This window comes from Pseudochrobactrum lubricantis (genome assembly GCF_041929865.1).
In the GTDB taxonomy this organism is placed as follows: Bacteria; Pseudomonadota; Alphaproteobacteria; order Rhizobiales; family Rhizobiaceae; genus Pseudochrobactrum; species Pseudochrobactrum saccharolyticum.
The window spans coordinates 150,773-166,098 of the sequence record NZ_JBHEEE010000001.1 but is presented as its reverse complement, the minus strand read 5'-3'; the positions used below and the strand labels follow the sequence as shown (position 1 = coordinate 166,098).

Genomic DNA, 15,326 nt, shown 5'->3' with positions numbered 1-15,326 from the left:
GGGCAGCGAAAGCTGCCCGTATTGTTTCTGCGGTATTTTTCAAAATTCCAAGGATTTATATTGCTGAGCACGGATTGTAACATTCATCAGGATTGTGACGTTAGAAGCCGCCTGAGCGTGCTTAGAGATTTTTCTTGTAGAACGGAACGAGCTTGGCGAGTGCCAGTCTGACCGGTTCTTCCTTGTCATACAGGTCGTAATGCGACCAGCCTTCGAGAACCACAAGCTCCTTTTGTTTGGAGGCCGCGCGTTCAATAATCTCGCAGCCGTCGCGATAGGCGCCGAATGCGCCGACCTTATCACCGACCACAATGCAAAGCGGCTGCGTCAGGAGTACTTCCGCCAGATGAAAGGCGTCCCAGCCCACTGCTGCTGCCTGATGCGACAGGAGCGAGCGGTTCAGACCGTTGGGCTTTTGACCACGTGGTGTGCGGTAATAATCAGTTGCCTCCAGCGGATCGCGATCAGTGATGCCTGCAGCGCGGGCTTCCTCAACAGAATTGGCAAGCAGATTGTCAACATGAAGCTCTGCGCCGCGCGCTTCAGCTGTACGCTGTCTGGCCATTGCTTCCAGCGCGGCGATCGGATTAAGGGCAGTGAAATTACCGCGCATCAGACGGCCATAATTCGCGCCGGTAACGGTGCCAACCGCCTTGATGCGGCGCTCAGTCATTGCAGCATTGATTGAATAGCCGCCGCCACCACAAATGCCGAGTACACCAATGCGTTCTTCGTCGACATAAGGAAGCGTCACCAGATAATCGGTAACATGGCGGAAATCTTCGACACGCAGTGTCGGGTCTTCGATAAAGCGCGGTTCGCCGCCGCTTGCACCCTGAAAGCTTGCATCAAAGGCGATGACAACAAAGCCTTCTTTGGCCAGCGCTGCACCATAGACATTGCCCGAGGTTTGTTCTTTGCAGCTTCCGATCGGATGTGCGCTGATGATGGCCGGATATTTCTTCGTTTGGTCGAAATGCGGCGGGAAGTGGATATCGGCGGCGATATCCCAATACATATCGTGATTGCGGATTTTCACGGTTTCCATGATGTGATCTCCTTAATTCCGGAGGCGAGTGACATTCTCACTGGCCGGTTTACATGAAGGCAGGTTTGTCACCACCGGTGTTTGGTTTGTTAATGCCGATATTGCGGTTGCCAAGTGCACCGGTCGTTTCGGCTAGTTTTACGACCACGGCTGCCACGCTTTTGCGTGAGATCTCCGTGCCTTTAAAAGGCTCGTGGCGCTCAGTTGTTTCGTAGGTGACTTCGTCTGCATCAGTCAGCCAGGCAGGGCGCAGAACAACATAATCCAGACCTGATGCCTCGACGAGATCGGCAGCCTTGCGATATGGCGGTAAATATTCACCGATTTCCCGGTTGTTCCACGCGCCGAAATTGCCGGGTACTTCGTCATAAATACCAAGCGTTGTACAGAAAATCAGCTGCCGCGAACCGGTATCTTTCATGGCGGTGATAATGGCTGCGGCTTGCGCGTCGACATCTCCGGCAAGGTTCGCATAAACCACATCCTGACCGCTCACGGCATCTCTCAGCTTGGCAGTGTCGTGAACATCGCCCTCAATCACACGGGCATTGTCAGGAATATCCCGACCAAGCTTCATCGCATCGCGAAGAAACAGCGTCATCTCTGTGTCGCCGCGTTCTGCCAGCATATCAATCACATACTGTGCGATCTGACCGCTTGCGCCAAGGATTGCAATTTTCTTCATTATTTTGCTCCGTATATTCATTTCATGAATTTAACATAATCCACTCGACCTAACGGAAAAATGGGGGCATCCTTCAATCAGTTTGAAGCTGTAATTCATAATGAGCGTATAATGGATCGTAATCTTCTGCCTGCTCTTGCTGCCTTTGCGGAGGTTGCCCGCGAAGGGAACTATACTCGTGCGGCTGGTCGTATCGGTATTTCGCCATCGGCTTTGTCGCAAACGATCAGAATGTTAGAGCAGCAGCTCGGCGTTCGTCTGCTTAACCGGTCGACACGTTCGGTATCGCTGACAGATGACGGCCGGAAATTACTTTCCCAGATCGAACCGGGTCTTGCAATGATATCACATGCGGTCGTCGCTGTCGGTGAGGCACGCGAAAAGCCAAGCGGTGAAATCCGGCTGAACGCACCGCGGGTTGTCACGCATCATTTTATTGAGCCGTATCTCGGAGAGTTCGCCCGCCGGTATCCTGAGGTTCGCGTTGAGTTATTTGTCGATGACGGGTTAGGGGACATTATTCGGGAAGGTTGTGATGCGGGTATTCGCCTGCGTGAAAGTGTGACAGACACGATGGTTGCTGTGCCGGTCACCCCGCCGGTTTCTCTTGCCGTGGTTGGTTCACCTGCTTATTTTGCAGCTAATCCTCCGCCGAGAGTGTTCAGGGATCTGACACAGCATAATTGCCTCGGTTTTCGTCTGTCGGGTAGCGGAGCTGTATTCCGCTGGGAACTGACCGATCCGCTTACAGGGGAGGAAAGGCTGTTCCAGCCTGCCGGAACATTCGCCACGAATAATGATGATGTCATGCTGAATGCTGCGCTTCAGGGAATAGGTCTGGTGATGCATCTGGACTTTGCTGTCAGTCAGCATCTTGCATCCGGCGCTCTGGTACGCGTGATGGAAGATTGGTGTCCGCCCTTTGATGGTTTCAACCTCTATGTTCCCTCACGGGATCAGATGCCTGCAAAACTGCGCGTTTTCGTTGATTTTTTGGTTGAGAAGCGGCGGCAACTGGAGCGATAGAGCAATATGATTGAGCGCAATACGCAGATCTGTAAGCAAATTGAGGATAAACTGTTTATTGCTCTGGAATTTTCAAATTGCTATTAACAATATTCCGGTCAGAATTATTAAATATACTGTAAGAATGATTAGCATAAGAGCTATGTACATTGTGCACCTGTTCAATTTTTTTGAAAAAGAACATCGGAACATTACCGTAATATTACGATATTTGTAATGAAATCACTCAAAGAAAATTCATTGTTATAATTTGCGTAATGTTGCCGCAAGGTACAAAGGTCAGGTTGCTCCCCGAATTGCTGTTTAAAAGCGGGGTTACCGGTCGTGCGGAGCAACAAAATAAATTTCGGAAAAACAATAACTTGGGCGTTACAAAAAAATACATCAAATCTGATAAAATATTTTCCGATTATCGTCCTGTTAAGTGGTTGTGCGAGTGTTCCCTTAAAAGAGGGGGGTACTCTTACTTCCTATAGTAATTTAAGTGAGCCGAAAGGAAAGTTTGCCAAGAAAAAACTTTACTTGAATTTTGGCGTGTTAAAAAAAGTAAGAACCGTAAGTATATTTCCGACGTCCTTTATAAATTCTGCTGAACGGCGCGTTGATAAAGTACAGGACAGAACCCTGCTGGCAAATGCGATTGATCGCGCTGTTTGCTACACTCTGAGTGAAAAATATAAAATTGTTCCTACCGGTGAGCCGGCTGATCTCACAATCCGTACCGTTATTACCGATGTTGTGCCTACAAAGTCTGGTATTGCGGGCGCTGCAAAGGCGATTTCTATCGGTACAGCCATTGCCTTACCTGTAGGGGTTCCGCGATTGCCGTTCGGGTTGGGCGGACTGGCTGTTGAGGCGGAGGCTACGGATCCGCAAGGTGCTCAGGTTGCGGCAATCGTCTGGTCGAAGGGGGCGAACTCATTCACCAGTGAGGCGCGTGTGTCGCAGGTGGGGGATGCCTATGATTTGGCTGCGGCTTTTGGTTCTGAATTTTCCAGACTGATTATCGAGGGTAAAGAGCCGGGTAATTTTGACCTTCGTTTGCCGTCCGGATATGAAATTCGCACAAAACTGGGCGGAAGGCCGGGATCGGTTCTTTGCGAGAATTTCGGCCGTCAACCGGGTGTTTTGGGGGCGATCGGCGCTTCATTGGGAGCGCCTCCGTCATGGACGGATAAAGGCTCTAAATCCCTCTCTGCGCCAAAACAAAACAGCCTGTCTGCGCAATCAACTCCCTGACCGGCATGACTATTTATAGCTTGGCACCTGCCACGTAACGTTGCCGTAATGTTCAGGCCGGATTGGTCATGTGCTGACATATATAAACTTATTGAGGATATTATGCGTAATTATTTTGCGATAGGTCTCCTGATGGCGCTGATGGGCTGCGAGACAACAGACTATAGAGGCCGTTGTAACGAATACGGATTTCTTCCCGGAACAGATGCCTATGCGCAATGTGTGCAGCGCTTGGATATGTCCGACAAAGACCATTTGAGAAGGGCATATCCGCCTCCGGCATATGGTGTTTCCCGCGGGGATCTTCTCTAGTTCCGGTTGTCCGTTTTTACTGGCACGTTTTTAATGTGGTCAGCTAAGCGGCCCTGAAAACATGCTAAAAGTGTTGGTGTTCGCAATGTGCAATCAATTTGACTCTGATCATATCAATGGCGGCTCATGCATATTCTGATAGTAGAAGATGATCGTGAATTGGCGGCCTCGCTGAAGGCTATGATGGAGGCATCCATTGGTGTTGCGGACACATTTGACACCGTTGCAGATGCAGAATCTGCTTTGCTTGCTTTCAAATTTGATCTGGCAATTATCGACCGTCATCTTCTGGATGGTGACGGTCTGTCTCTGCTGCCCACTTTACGGCAGCTTCGGCCGCGACCAGCTACCCTGATATTAACAGCATTAGATGATCCTGCTGATATTGTTGCGGCTCTGGATAAAGGTGCGGATGAATATATCAGTAAACCATTTGAACCAATGGAGCTTATTGCAAGAGCGCGGGCTGTGCTTCGCAGATATAATCTGGATGAGACCGGATGCACGCAGTTCGGCAATTTATCATTCGATCTTATCAACCGTTCCGCCATGGTTGAGGGGAGTATTATGAATACGCCAAGACGTGAGCTTGCTATTTTAGAGGCGCTCATCAGACGGGCGGGACGTGTTGTCCAGCGTGATAATCTGGAAGCTTCCGTTTATGGCCTTGATGATGAACTGGGCTCTAATGTCATAGATTCCCATGTGTCGAGACTGCGGCGGCGTCTGCGGGAAGCCAAGTGCAACGTAACAATACGCACTATACGCGGTATAGGTTACATGATGGTGCAGGAATGAAATTCATGCGCTCCATCGCTTTTCCGGTTGTCGTTATGCTTGTTATCGGCATGGCGCTGATGATGACAATCAGTACAATATTAACACTCACGTTTTTATTGTTATCTTCGGATACGGAGGGCCGGCAAACTGTACCTCTGGATATTCTGGGAAAACTACTGCAGTCCAGTAAGTCCTATACGCCCTCAGGTCAGTTAAAACTTAATATTGGCGGCATATCTGCCGATATTATTGTTTCTGCAGAGCAGCAACCGGATTTTTGGTATTTGCTGAGTGACGGAACTCAGACGATAACCCATGGGGTTGTACCCCCGTCTGTTCAGAAGGCACTTAATACAGTTTCTGATCAAATATCTTCATTTCAGTTTCATTACACAACGGGTGAAGTAACCTATCAAGGCCTGCGCCTTGTTGATGACGCCAATCCTCAAGCATTTGTTGTGCTGGGCGGTGTTTCATTTACCGGAGTGCAAACAATTTTCGTTGCATTATGGGGGATAGGCTCTCAGGGCTTGTATCATTTGCTTGGGGTTGTGCTGGTCGCTACGGCGACGATTGCGGCGATAGCGGTTAAGCGTGTTATCGCATCACCTGTAAGAAGGGTTGTAAACTCTGCAGAGAAGATTGACGGTCTGCCCAATGGCCGCAGTATTTCAGATCGTGATACTCCCTCGGAATTAAAGCCGATGGTTGCTGCATTTAATACGGCTCTGTCGCGTATTGATGATGCGTTTGAAGCGCAGCGTTTTTTTCTTGCCAGTGCATCGCATGAGTTGCGAACGCCGTTGACCAAGCTGAGAATAAAACTTGAAAAGATAGAAGAGCCGGCAATACGCGATGTTCTGATACGGGATACGGCGCGTCTGGCTTCAATCGTAACGACTTCTTTGCAACTGGCGCGGTTGTCCGGCCAGTCATTGGCATTTGCTCCGGTTGATCTCGCGCATGCAGCTCGTCAAATTGTTGCTGAGCATGTTCCGGCTGCTCTCAGGCAGGGCGTGGAGATTGAGTTCAAAGCACCTGAAGAACGGATAATCATTTCGGGCTCAGAGGCGGCTCTTCGGGTGGCGCTGGATAATTTAATCATGAATGCGCTGTGCCATGCGCAAGGAACAGAAATGCTGGTGATCGAAGTGCTTCATCCTTGCATATTGCGCGTTACTGACAGGGGGCCGGGTATTTCCGATGCAGAGCGGAGCAGTATGCTGAAGCCTTTTGTGAGAGGGGCGGGTACTGCGGTTGAAGGGGCGGGGATGGGGCTGGCAATTGTGTCCCAGATTATGAGCGCCCATAATGGATCGGTGGCATTATCCGATGCGACTGGCGGGGGATTGGTCGTGAGTTTGACCTTCCCCGCAGGTTAAGCGATTAATATCAAAGTGAATTTATTCTCGATATTATAGCTATGGCGATTGGCCCCCATAGTAAAGATACGGGTATGATCGTTAAAAGCATAAAATTTATTGCGGATCTGATCTTTTTGTAAATCATAGACTTAATCCATTTGTTGAAATGGATTTGTCTGTGATTTCGTATGATGGCGTGGAAATCTTGTGATTGTTTACAATATTTGCAAGGCAAATTCCGATGAATATTACGAAAATTTCGAATGGTTTTTCATAGAATTTTCTTGATAATTTTCTTTTCAAAGAACATCTCCATCTTTATGTCACCTGCTTTTAGGTGAAGCATCGAATTGGAGTGATGTTTAGAATTCGACTGTTACGGTAACATTACCTCTTTAAAACCAGCTCTTGAACTTGAAACAAGCGGTTGTGATCGACAGAAATATGGGGTGTGAGAAGGAAGGGCAGATTAGGTTTATTATGCTCAAGAGCTAAGTTATTTGAGAAGGCGGGAGAGGTTCCCCATTTCTGTACCCGGCGACATCCAGTCGATTTTAGCCTGACCTGCGCCGACAATACCCGATCAGATGGTTGATACCTTACCTTGCCAAAGTCTCAGGAGAATTACAACTTGTTGAAATCACGGGACATTGTTGTGCTGTGAACAGATCCCATCGTTCATTCAAGAAACATAAATGTCAGGGTCGTGCGGTATCCCCATGAAAATTGCTTGTCTGCAGCAATTTCAAATCACTGGATTAAAGTGGCATAAACGAGATAACGAAACGGACCTTGTGTAACCGCATTAAAGGGATAGCAGGTTGCAAGAACCAACTGAGAACCCGCTGCGTGAATATCGATCTGCGCCTCATTCCAACGCGCAACACTCATTTGCGTGGCACGATAGGTATAAGTTTTGCCGTCAGTGCGGGTAATGCGAAGAAGATCGCCTTTCTCAATATCTTTAAGAAAAGCAAAATGCGTGTCGCGGTGGGCGGCATAAACTGCCGCTCCTGTCTCCCCGGCTTTGGGTGTGTTCTGGAGATGACCGGGCCCAAAAGCCAGAGCTTGTCCGCTTGCACCATTGAGAGCGATTGCTGATGCAGCCAGACGTGGCGCTTCGATACGTGCTACCGGCCATGTATCCGCCCATGCCCACGGTTTAACCTTTTCACCTGTTGCAATACTCTGGGCGAAAGCACGCTCAAGCAGGAATTGAGCTGCATAGGCTTTTGCATGGATCCACAGCCCCTGACTGAGAAGAATAAAGCCGCAGGCCATCACCGCAATCGACAGAAAGATGAGTGGGGAGCGCACGAAAGTGCGCCCCTTTGCCTTTGTATCTTCTGCAACAAGAATACCCATCATGCATTCTCCTTGCGACGTGCCAACCAGAAGATGAGAAACCCGATAAACATAATGCCTAATCCCTGAAGCATATTCAGCATTGCCGGAGTTGCGGTTTGCGGCAGTGACATGACGGGTGCCGGAATATTCGGTGCGGCAGCACGGTTCTTGCCTCGAGCCAATATCTGCTCTTTGCCTGCATCGGCATGATCAAGCACGCTGCGGTCTGCACGAATACCGAACAGTGTCTCAAAGTCCCAACCGGCAGGAAGCTGCAAAGGAATGTCGGCGCGGGTGAGCGGGGTATTTGCTGGGCGGCTAGGTGTCTGATCGACGGCAACAAGACTTGTGAGACGTGTTACCAGATGGTGCTCCAATGCGAGGCTGAGGATACGCGTATCGGCTGCCAGCTCGGTGATCTTGCCGAGCTTCATGTCCACTTCAGCATCGTCGATCTTGCGACGTGCCCAGATCTTGGAAATACCTTCCGCCGGACTGGCTGCATCAAGCGGCAGGGTCACTGTCCATGGACGGTTTCCGACTGTGCCTTCAACTGTCATCGTACCGCTGACCTGTTTGGTACGTGCAGCGAGCACCAATGGTTCACCCTGATAAAGATCAGGAAGCAGACCCGGCGTCAGGCTGATACCCTCCTGTGAGAAACTGGTTTTTACATTGGTAACAACCGGACTTTCGAGTTTATCGAACAGTTCACGCATGCGCTGGTCAACTTCTTCCACCGCGCCGATATGTGTGAAGGTGCCACGGCCAAGTTCAGACGCTTTGTTCATCAGATAGGTGTTGGGCGCCGAGCCGATACTAACCATGAAGAGACGGGAGCGGTCGCGGCGGGATGCAATGACATCAAGCATTTGTCGTTCATTGCTGATCTCGCCATCGGTCAGAAACACGATCTGGCGCAAGCCATTCTTTTGGTGGCTGTCATCAAGGGCTGTGTGCAAAGCAGGCAGCATTTCTGTGCCGCCAACCGCTTCAAGTGCAGAGACATAGTCGCGTGCATTGGTAATATTGAGCGCTGTGGCAGGAACAGAGTCATCGAAAAACTTGGTCAGCGTGTCATCAAAACGAATGACGTTGAAACGATCAGTAGGTTTCAGGCGGGAGAGGGCATAATCGAGACTGGCTTTGGCTTGCTTGATCGAAGTACCACCCATCGAGCCGGAATTGTCGATAACAAAGATGATTTCCCGTGTTTCATTCACAGGGCTTTTGATGCGCGGCGGGGTTATGTAGGCCAGCAGATAATTGTCATTGCCAACATGTTCACGGAACAGGCCGACAGTAGGCATTTCGGATTCAGCAGCCAGCCATTCGAGAACGAAATCACGATCGGCCGTGGCCTTGCCATCCAGAGTAATTGTTGAGGCCAGTTCGCCATGCTGATCGATCTTAACAGGATGATAAAGGCTCTTAATATTGGCAGCGGGGAAACCGGCTTTGAGATTGATAGTGATTGTCACCGGATTAATGCGGTCTTCATTCGGCATAATCAGGGGTGTTTCAATGGCTCCGTTGTCTGAACCTTGCGCTGGTTTTGTTTTCTGCTGCCCCCAGCCGCCCTGAATATCTGCGGTTTCAACAATCGGGTCTCTGTTTTCAGGATTATAGCGCGGTGCAACAACAAGCGGCACACGCAGAGAAAAGTGATTGTCACTCAGGCGAACGGCCTGCTGATATTCGATCTGAATGACAAGTTTTTCATTCGGACCAAGATTGGCAACCGCATTGGTGAAGATGTTGGGGCGCTGTTGCTCGATGAGAGCAGCCTTCTTGCCTTCGCTTTTCGCCTTCTCATAGATTTCGCGTGCTGCCTGTTTTTCCTTGATATCGGCAACAATAACCCTGTCGCCAACGATCATCTTCAGGGAGTAGACCGCACTATCTTCAGGCAGAGGAAAGACATAAAGCCCTTCAACCCAGCCATTGGTCGGATTTTCAAAAACCTGACTGAGACGGGCGCGGGCGGTGGGGCCGCTGACATTGATGTTGAAATCACTGGCAAGTCGTGGTGCTTCGATATATTGGCCGGCTTCACCGCTTTGCAGCAGCAGGCTGCCGCTTTGCACCGCATTCGGTGTTACATAGGCTGGCTGTTCAGCACGGGCGGAAGCTACGTTGAGAAGCGAAAGAACAACGGCCAGGATTGGCAGTAACAGCATATTCACAAACCAGATGAATTTGCAGAACTGAGACAGGCTGATTGCCCTTGCGTTGTTGTGAGAGTGTCTGATGGCAGGCGACATTATAAGCTCCTGTATCTGTCGGATAACTGGAGACAATTTGCGCCGGAGTGCTGTTTCCTCACCAGCGTAAGCTTTGCCAAGTTTTGTCCGTACTTTGCCGCAAGCCACCTTGCAGGCTCCGCTTATGTGTGGAATTGTGAAGGAAAGTACGGATTCAGGAAGTTCTCATGTCTCAGCCCGATGCGGTTTTGTCCGAGCAATTAAATCTCCGCGTTGCTGAACGTGTACGCGAGGAGATCGCACGCCGCAGGATTTCCCGTCAGCATCTGGCTGATGAGGCACGTATCAGCCTCTCGACACTTGAAAAAGCGCTCTCAGGGCACAGGCCTTTCACGCTTGCGACGATCATCCGGCTTGAGCAGGCGATGGGATTTGAACTGCGCGATCAGGCGGAAACAGAAAAGCCAAAGCCAGCCGCTGCCAACGGACATGCGGCGGAAGAACTTGGTGCCTATTCACGCGCTGCCGTTTCCTGGCTTGAGGGAACATTTCTCACGCTTCGTCCTTCTTTTGGTAATAGCAGCGATATTTTTGCTTATTGCACGGATATCGTCTGGGATGCCGGAAGCACACATCTGAAATTTGAAGAACGTGAGCGCACCGACGCGTCATTTTCGCAGCACGGATGTGTCTCCGTTCCGCATCTCTCAGGTCATGTTTATCTTGTGACCAATACGTCCGGACAGTACCGCATGGCGGTGCTTTCGCGCCCGAGTATTGCGGGTGAAATGTATGGTATTCTCACGACACTGCGAGCAGGACAGGGCGCACAATTGACGCCGGTATCCGTGCCTTTGGCACTCATCCCGATAAGGGTTTTTGAAGCGCCGGTTTTTGGGCGAATAACGGCCGCAGATCATGTCTATGATCAATATGCGCGTTTCCTTAACAAGACGCTTGGCGATGGCTATGCAAGTTTTGTGATGCCGTCATAATCGGGGCTAAGGATAGTCTATCCCTCTCATTCTGTACGACCAAATCAATCGCAGCGGAAATCGGTATTACAGCAAGACAGCCTGAGTCATTGCATCGGGTGGATAGCGGCTGCGGCGGATCATAAGGCATTGCCAATCTGGTGCTGCTTATGTGCGGGCTGTCTGCTTTTCTCCTGACGTCGTTTTGGCTTGCAATGGTTCAGTCCTGAATGGTCTTCGCTCGCGCAGGTGTGCTCACACTTTGAGACTTGGAGATATAAAAATATCTTTATATGCGCTTGACACTTCGTTGCGATTGCAGCTAGGTAGAGATGCCTAGGTTCTCCGGTCGTTGCCTGCAGCGTGCCGGAGCTAAGAGGGAAGCCGGTGCTCCGTATTATGCGGAAAAGCCGGCGCTGCCCCCGCAACTGTAAGCGGCGAGCTGGCGTCCAGCATGTCACTGGGATTTAACCCGGGAAGACGGACGGAAGCGATGACCCGTGAGCCAGGAGACCTGCCTTGGCGAAAGAACGTCCACGGGCGGGGTGTCCCAGTGTGCCGTAGCGGAGGCCGCATCGCGGCCTGTACTGCTATGTGTCCGCAGACCCATGCCCCCCAACTCCATTGGGGCAGAATATGTCGCAGAACTTCAATTTCGCTATCAAGAGCGTTCCGTTTAACGAGGATTATCTTCCCTCGGAAAACACGCGCATCACCACCAATTTTGCCAATCTGGCCAGAGGCGATCGTCGTCGTGAGAACCTCTGCAACACCTTGCGGATGATCGACAACCGGTTCAATGCCTTGGCGCATTGGGATAATCCCCAAGGTGATCGCTATTCGGTCGAGCTGGACATTATTTCCGTCACGTTGGGGATTGCTGGCGATGAATTCCCGCTGATTGAAATCCTTAAAACAACTATTGTCGACCAGAAAACCAATGAGCGCATCGACGGTATCGTCGGAAACAACTTCTCGTCCTATGTGCGTGATTACGACTTCAGTATTGTTCTTCCCGAGCACAATCAGAACCAGCCCATATTCAGCATTCCGGCCAATTTCGGCGATCTGCATGGAAAACTTTTCAAATCTTTCCTGCGCTCAGAGACATATGCATCCCACTTCGGCAAAGCGCCCGTCATCTGCATCAGTGCTTCGACCAGCAAGACCTATCATCGCACTGACAATCATCATCCCATAATGGGCACAGAATACCGGCAGAATGAATCCTCGTCGACAGATCAGTATTTCGCAAAAATGGGGATGCAGGTTCGCTATTTCATGCCGGCAGGCAGCGTTGCGCCTTTGGCTTTCTATTTTATCGGTGACCTGCTTGGCGATTATTCCAATCTCGAGCTGATCAGCACCATCAGTACGATGGAGACGTTTCAGAGGATTTATCGGCCTGAAATCTATAATGCCAACGCTGCTGCAGGCGCGGTTTACCAGCCGAATTTGAAGCACGGGGATTATTCGCTGACACGCATTGTCTACGATCGTGAAGAGCGCAGCCGGTTGGCTGTGGAGCAGGGCAAATTCACCGAGGAAAACTTCATCAAACCATACCGGACCGTTCTCGACCAATGGTCCGCTTACGACGTCGCCTGACTGCAACGAAACAGAGGTCACCTATCTTGAAAACACTTCTCCCTACATCGACCGCAGGCAGCCTGCCTAAACCCTCCTGGCTCGCTCAGCCTGAAAAACTCTGGTCGCCATGGAAACTGCAGAACGAGGAATTATTGGAAGGCAAGCGGGACGCCTTGCGGCTGTCACTGGCCGACCAGCAACATGCAGGCATTGATATCGTCAGCGATGGCGAACAGACGCGTCAGCATTTCGTGACGACTTTCATCGAGCATCTCGACGGCGTGGATTTCGAGAAGCGCGAAACCGTGCGAATCCGCAACCGCTATGATGCGAGCGTACCGACTGTCGTCGGGGCTGTGTCGCGCCAGAAACCGGTTTTCGTCGAGGACGCCAGATTTTTGCGTCAGCATACCACGCAGCCGATCAAATGGGCCCTGCCGGGTCCCATGACCATGATCGATACTCTCTATGATGCCCACTACAAGAGCCGCGAAAAGCTGGCTTGGGAATTCGCCAAAATCCTTAACGAGGAAGCCAGAGAGCTGGAGGCTGCTGGTGTCGACATCATTCAGTTCGACGAGCCTGCCTTTAACGTCTTCTTTGATGAGGTGAATGACTGGGGCGTCGCTACGCTGGAGCGCGCAATCGAAGGTCTCAAATGTGAGACTGCCGTGCATATTTGCTACGGCTACGGCATTAAAGCCAATACGGATTGGAAGAGCACGCTTGGTTCAGAGTGGCGGCAATACGAGGAATCATTCCCCAAGCTGCAGCAATCCAGCATCGGCATGATCTCGCTGGAATGTAAGAACTCCCACGTTCCGATGGATCTGATTGAGCTTATCCGCGGCAAGAAGGTGATGGTCGGCGCCATCGACGTGGCATCCAATACCATCGAGACGCCTGAGGAAGTTGCTCAAACGCTTCGAAAAGCGCTTCAATTTGTTGATGCTGACAAGCTTTATCCTTGCACCAATTGCGGCATGGCCCCGCTCTCCCGGCCCATCGCTATGGGTAAGCTTCAGGCCTTGAGCGCGGGCGCAGAAATCGTCCGCAGAGAACTCACTGCCTAGAGCATAATTCCTTAAACCTGGATCAGTTTAAGGTAAAATTATGCTCTCATTTTAAAGTGTTAGGGCGAGTTTTGTGTGCCAAGTCTGGCACACGGCGCTCTCGTGCTGCAAGCAATGTCTTTTGTTCAGTGAACAAATACGCGGTTTCACGAAATCCGCACTCCGGAGTTGGCCGTTAGAGCATTTCACAGTCAAGTTGGATCAACTTGACTTCTTGATTATGTCAAGTTGGATCAACTTGACGCCCGTGATAATGCGACCAAATAAAGAATCTAGAGCGAGCGCTATGATCCAATCCGGACGTAAAACGCTCTAGCGGCCATCTCCCACACTTCAACCCGATACGGGGACCGAATGGATATATTTGATCAACCTCTGGAAATCGTGGACAGGGCGGCATTCCGCAATGGCATGTCGCGGCTCGGCTCAGCCGTAAGCGTCGTCACCACTGTTTTTGGCGGCAAGCGCTACGGTTTTACCGCCTCGGCAGTCTGCAGCGTCAGCGACACTCCGGCAACGCTTCTTGTCTGCATCAATCGGACAAGCTCGTGTTTTCCGGCTTTTGACAACGCGCGCCATTTCTGCGTGAACACGTTGACGCCGGGTCAGGAGGAGATCTCGGATGTCTTTGGCGGCAAGACGCCAGTTGCGGATCGGTTTGTGTTTGGCGAATGGGAAAAAGGTCTCACGGGTGTGCCGGTACTGGCCGACGCATCGGTAAGTTTCGAATGCGAGCTCACCAATGCCATTGAGCAGGCGACGCACCGCGTCTTCTTCGGGCGGGTCATCAATATTCGTGAGAACGACGAAAAGGCAACGCTATTTTACTGCAGACGACGCTATTTCGGGGGCTAAAGAACCGTCTCGGCACTGTATCCGTCACTTGGCGCCCGCCGCTTCGAAGATGTATGAATGTCCGGTATGCCTAAGGCAGCGGTTAAGCCGAGATATCCGTGCTTTATAACTCCTGCTCGTGATTAAACTTTTCGAATAGCAGAAAACGGCTTCAATTTCCGAAAAAAACATGATTATATAACTCAACAATTAATTGAAACCCATCTGCCTCAGAGAGTCTCGCTTGCAAACCGTCGATCATAACAAGAAGGATGGGTCGTATTTCGTTGAGGTGTTTTTCTCCGTACGAACAAGGCTGACAAAGGTCATTGACGGCTGCCTTAAAGACCGTGTGGAAACACAGGACCTTGTGCAGGACACTTTCGTCAGATTGTGGGAGCGAAAAGGCATTCTTGGCGATGTCCAAGATCTCAAAGGCTACTTTATACGCACCGGCCGGAATATTGCATTTGATTATCGCAGACGACTTCAACTCGCTCCCGTCATTGTCGATGTGCAAGAGCTTGAGTGGGTTCAGGATAATGCGCCATCTGCCGAACAGCATCTCATTTCTCGTGAAGAGCTCCTGCGATTGCAGAAGATTATCGCGAACATGCCGCCACGCGCACAGCAGGTCTTTATTTTGTATCGTATCGAGGGCATGACATATGCTCAGATCGGTGTGCAGCTTGGTATCTCACCTAAAACAGCATTCAATCACATGGTGACAGCACTTAAAAATTTGCAGGCTGAAAAATCATCTTTTGATCGTTTCTGACCGACGTTTTTTGTTTCGCGTGTCTTGCCGGAAAACCGCTTCATACTTTCAGGATGCGTCCACGTTAAGCGG

General features: G+C 50.5%; 13 protein-coding genes and 1 riboswitch. Of the genes, 9 read left to right on the top strand and 4 right to left on the bottom strand.

Annotated elements, in window-relative coordinates; all coding sequences use genetic code 11:
- Window positions 1-121 precede the first annotated feature (121 nt).
- Together JNC80_RS00725 and JNC80_RS00720 are read right to left on the bottom strand one after the other, a co-directional pair.
- Window positions 122-1,048: an alpha/beta hydrolase gene (locus tag JNC80_RS00725; RefSeq protein ID WP_376709185.1), complete on the bottom strand. Its 927-nt coding sequence runs from the start codon at window positions 1,046-1,048 to the stop codon at window positions 122-124.
- 49 nt (window positions 1,049-1,097) lie between these two features.
- On the bottom strand, window positions 1,098-1,733 hold the full coding sequence (locus JNC80_RS00720; protein WP_376709184.1) for an NAD(P)H-binding protein: 636 nt from the start codon (window positions 1,731-1,733) through the stop codon (window positions 1,098-1,100).
- 111 nt (window positions 1,734-1,844) lie between these two features.
- On the opposite strand from JNC80_RS00720, the gene JNC80_RS00715 reads away from it, so the two are divergent.
- From JNC80_RS00715 to JNC80_RS00700, 4 genes are all read left to right on the top strand, one after another.
- Window positions 1,845-2,759 carry a LysR family transcriptional regulator gene (locus JNC80_RS00715; protein WP_376709183.1) on the top strand — a complete coding sequence of 305 codons (915 nt, stop codon included), beginning with the start codon at window positions 1,845-1,847 and terminating at the stop codon, window positions 2,757-2,759.
- Window positions 2,760-3,083: 324 nt separating this feature from the next.
- Entirely contained in the window at window positions 3,084-3,998 is a 915-nt protein-coding gene (locus JNC80_RS00710) for a DUF3313 domain-containing protein (protein WP_376709182.1), read from the top strand.
- Between the two features lie 438 nt (window positions 3,999-4,436).
- Entirely contained in the window at window positions 4,437-5,108 is a 672-nt protein-coding gene (locus JNC80_RS00705; protein WP_022711047.1) for a response regulator transcription factor, read from the top strand.
- A gap of 5 nt (window positions 5,109-5,113) precedes the next feature.
- Window positions 5,114-6,472, top strand: coding sequence for a sensor histidine kinase (locus JNC80_RS00700; RefSeq protein WP_376709181.1), 1,359 nt, complete (start codon window positions 5,114-5,116; stop codon window positions 6,470-6,472).
- Window positions 6,473-7,204: 732 nt separating this feature from the next.
- Here JNC80_RS00700 and JNC80_RS00695 read toward each other — a convergent pair.
- Window positions 7,205-7,819 (bottom strand): class GN sortase, encoded by a 615-nt coding sequence (locus JNC80_RS00695; RefSeq protein ID WP_376709618.1) that lies wholly within the window; start codon window positions 7,817-7,819, stop codon window positions 7,205-7,207.
- Window positions 7,819-10,065 (bottom strand): marine proteobacterial sortase target protein, encoded by a 2,247-nt coding sequence (locus JNC80_RS00690; protein WP_376709180.1) that lies wholly within the window; start codon window positions 10,063-10,065, stop codon window positions 7,819-7,821. The genes JNC80_RS00695 and JNC80_RS00690 overlap by 1 nt, the downstream gene beginning before the upstream one ends.
- 167 nt (window positions 10,066-10,232) lie before the next feature.
- Here JNC80_RS00690 and JNC80_RS00685 point away from each other — a divergent pair, with 167 nt between their 5' ends.
- From JNC80_RS00685 to JNC80_RS00665, 5 genes are all read left to right on the top strand, one after another.
- Window positions 10,233-11,000 carry a helix-turn-helix domain-containing protein gene (locus JNC80_RS00685; RefSeq protein ID WP_376709179.1) on the top strand — a complete coding sequence of 256 codons (768 nt, stop codon included), beginning with the start codon at window positions 10,233-10,235 and terminating at the stop codon, window positions 10,998-11,000.
- A gap of 300 nt (window positions 11,001-11,300) precedes the next feature.
- A riboswitch (cobalamin riboswitch) is annotated at window positions 11,301-11,515 on the top strand.
- 100 nt (window positions 11,516-11,615) lie between these two features.
- Window positions 11,616-12,587: a DUF1852 domain-containing protein gene (locus JNC80_RS00680; protein ID WP_376709178.1), complete on the top strand. Its 972-nt coding sequence runs from the start codon at window positions 11,616-11,618 to the stop codon at window positions 12,585-12,587.
- Window positions 12,588-12,613: 26 nt separating this feature from the next.
- Window positions 12,614-13,642: a methionine synthase gene (locus JNC80_RS00675; protein ID WP_151158481.1), complete on the top strand. Its 1,029-nt coding sequence runs from the start codon at window positions 12,614-12,616 to the stop codon at window positions 13,640-13,642.
- 354 nt (window positions 13,643-13,996) lie between these two features.
- Window positions 13,997-14,497 carry a flavin reductase gene (locus tag JNC80_RS00670; RefSeq protein ID WP_022711055.1) on the top strand — a complete coding sequence of 167 codons (501 nt, stop codon included), beginning with the start codon at window positions 13,997-13,999 and terminating at the stop codon, window positions 14,495-14,497.
- Window positions 14,498-14,720: 223 nt separating this feature from the next.
- The gene (locus JNC80_RS00665; protein ID WP_376709177.1) at window positions 14,721-15,254 is read left to right on the top strand and encodes an RNA polymerase sigma factor; all 534 of its coding nucleotides are present in this window, start codon (window positions 14,721-14,723) and stop codon (window positions 15,252-15,254) included.
- The last annotated feature ends 72 nt before the right edge of the window (window positions 15,255-15,326 follow it).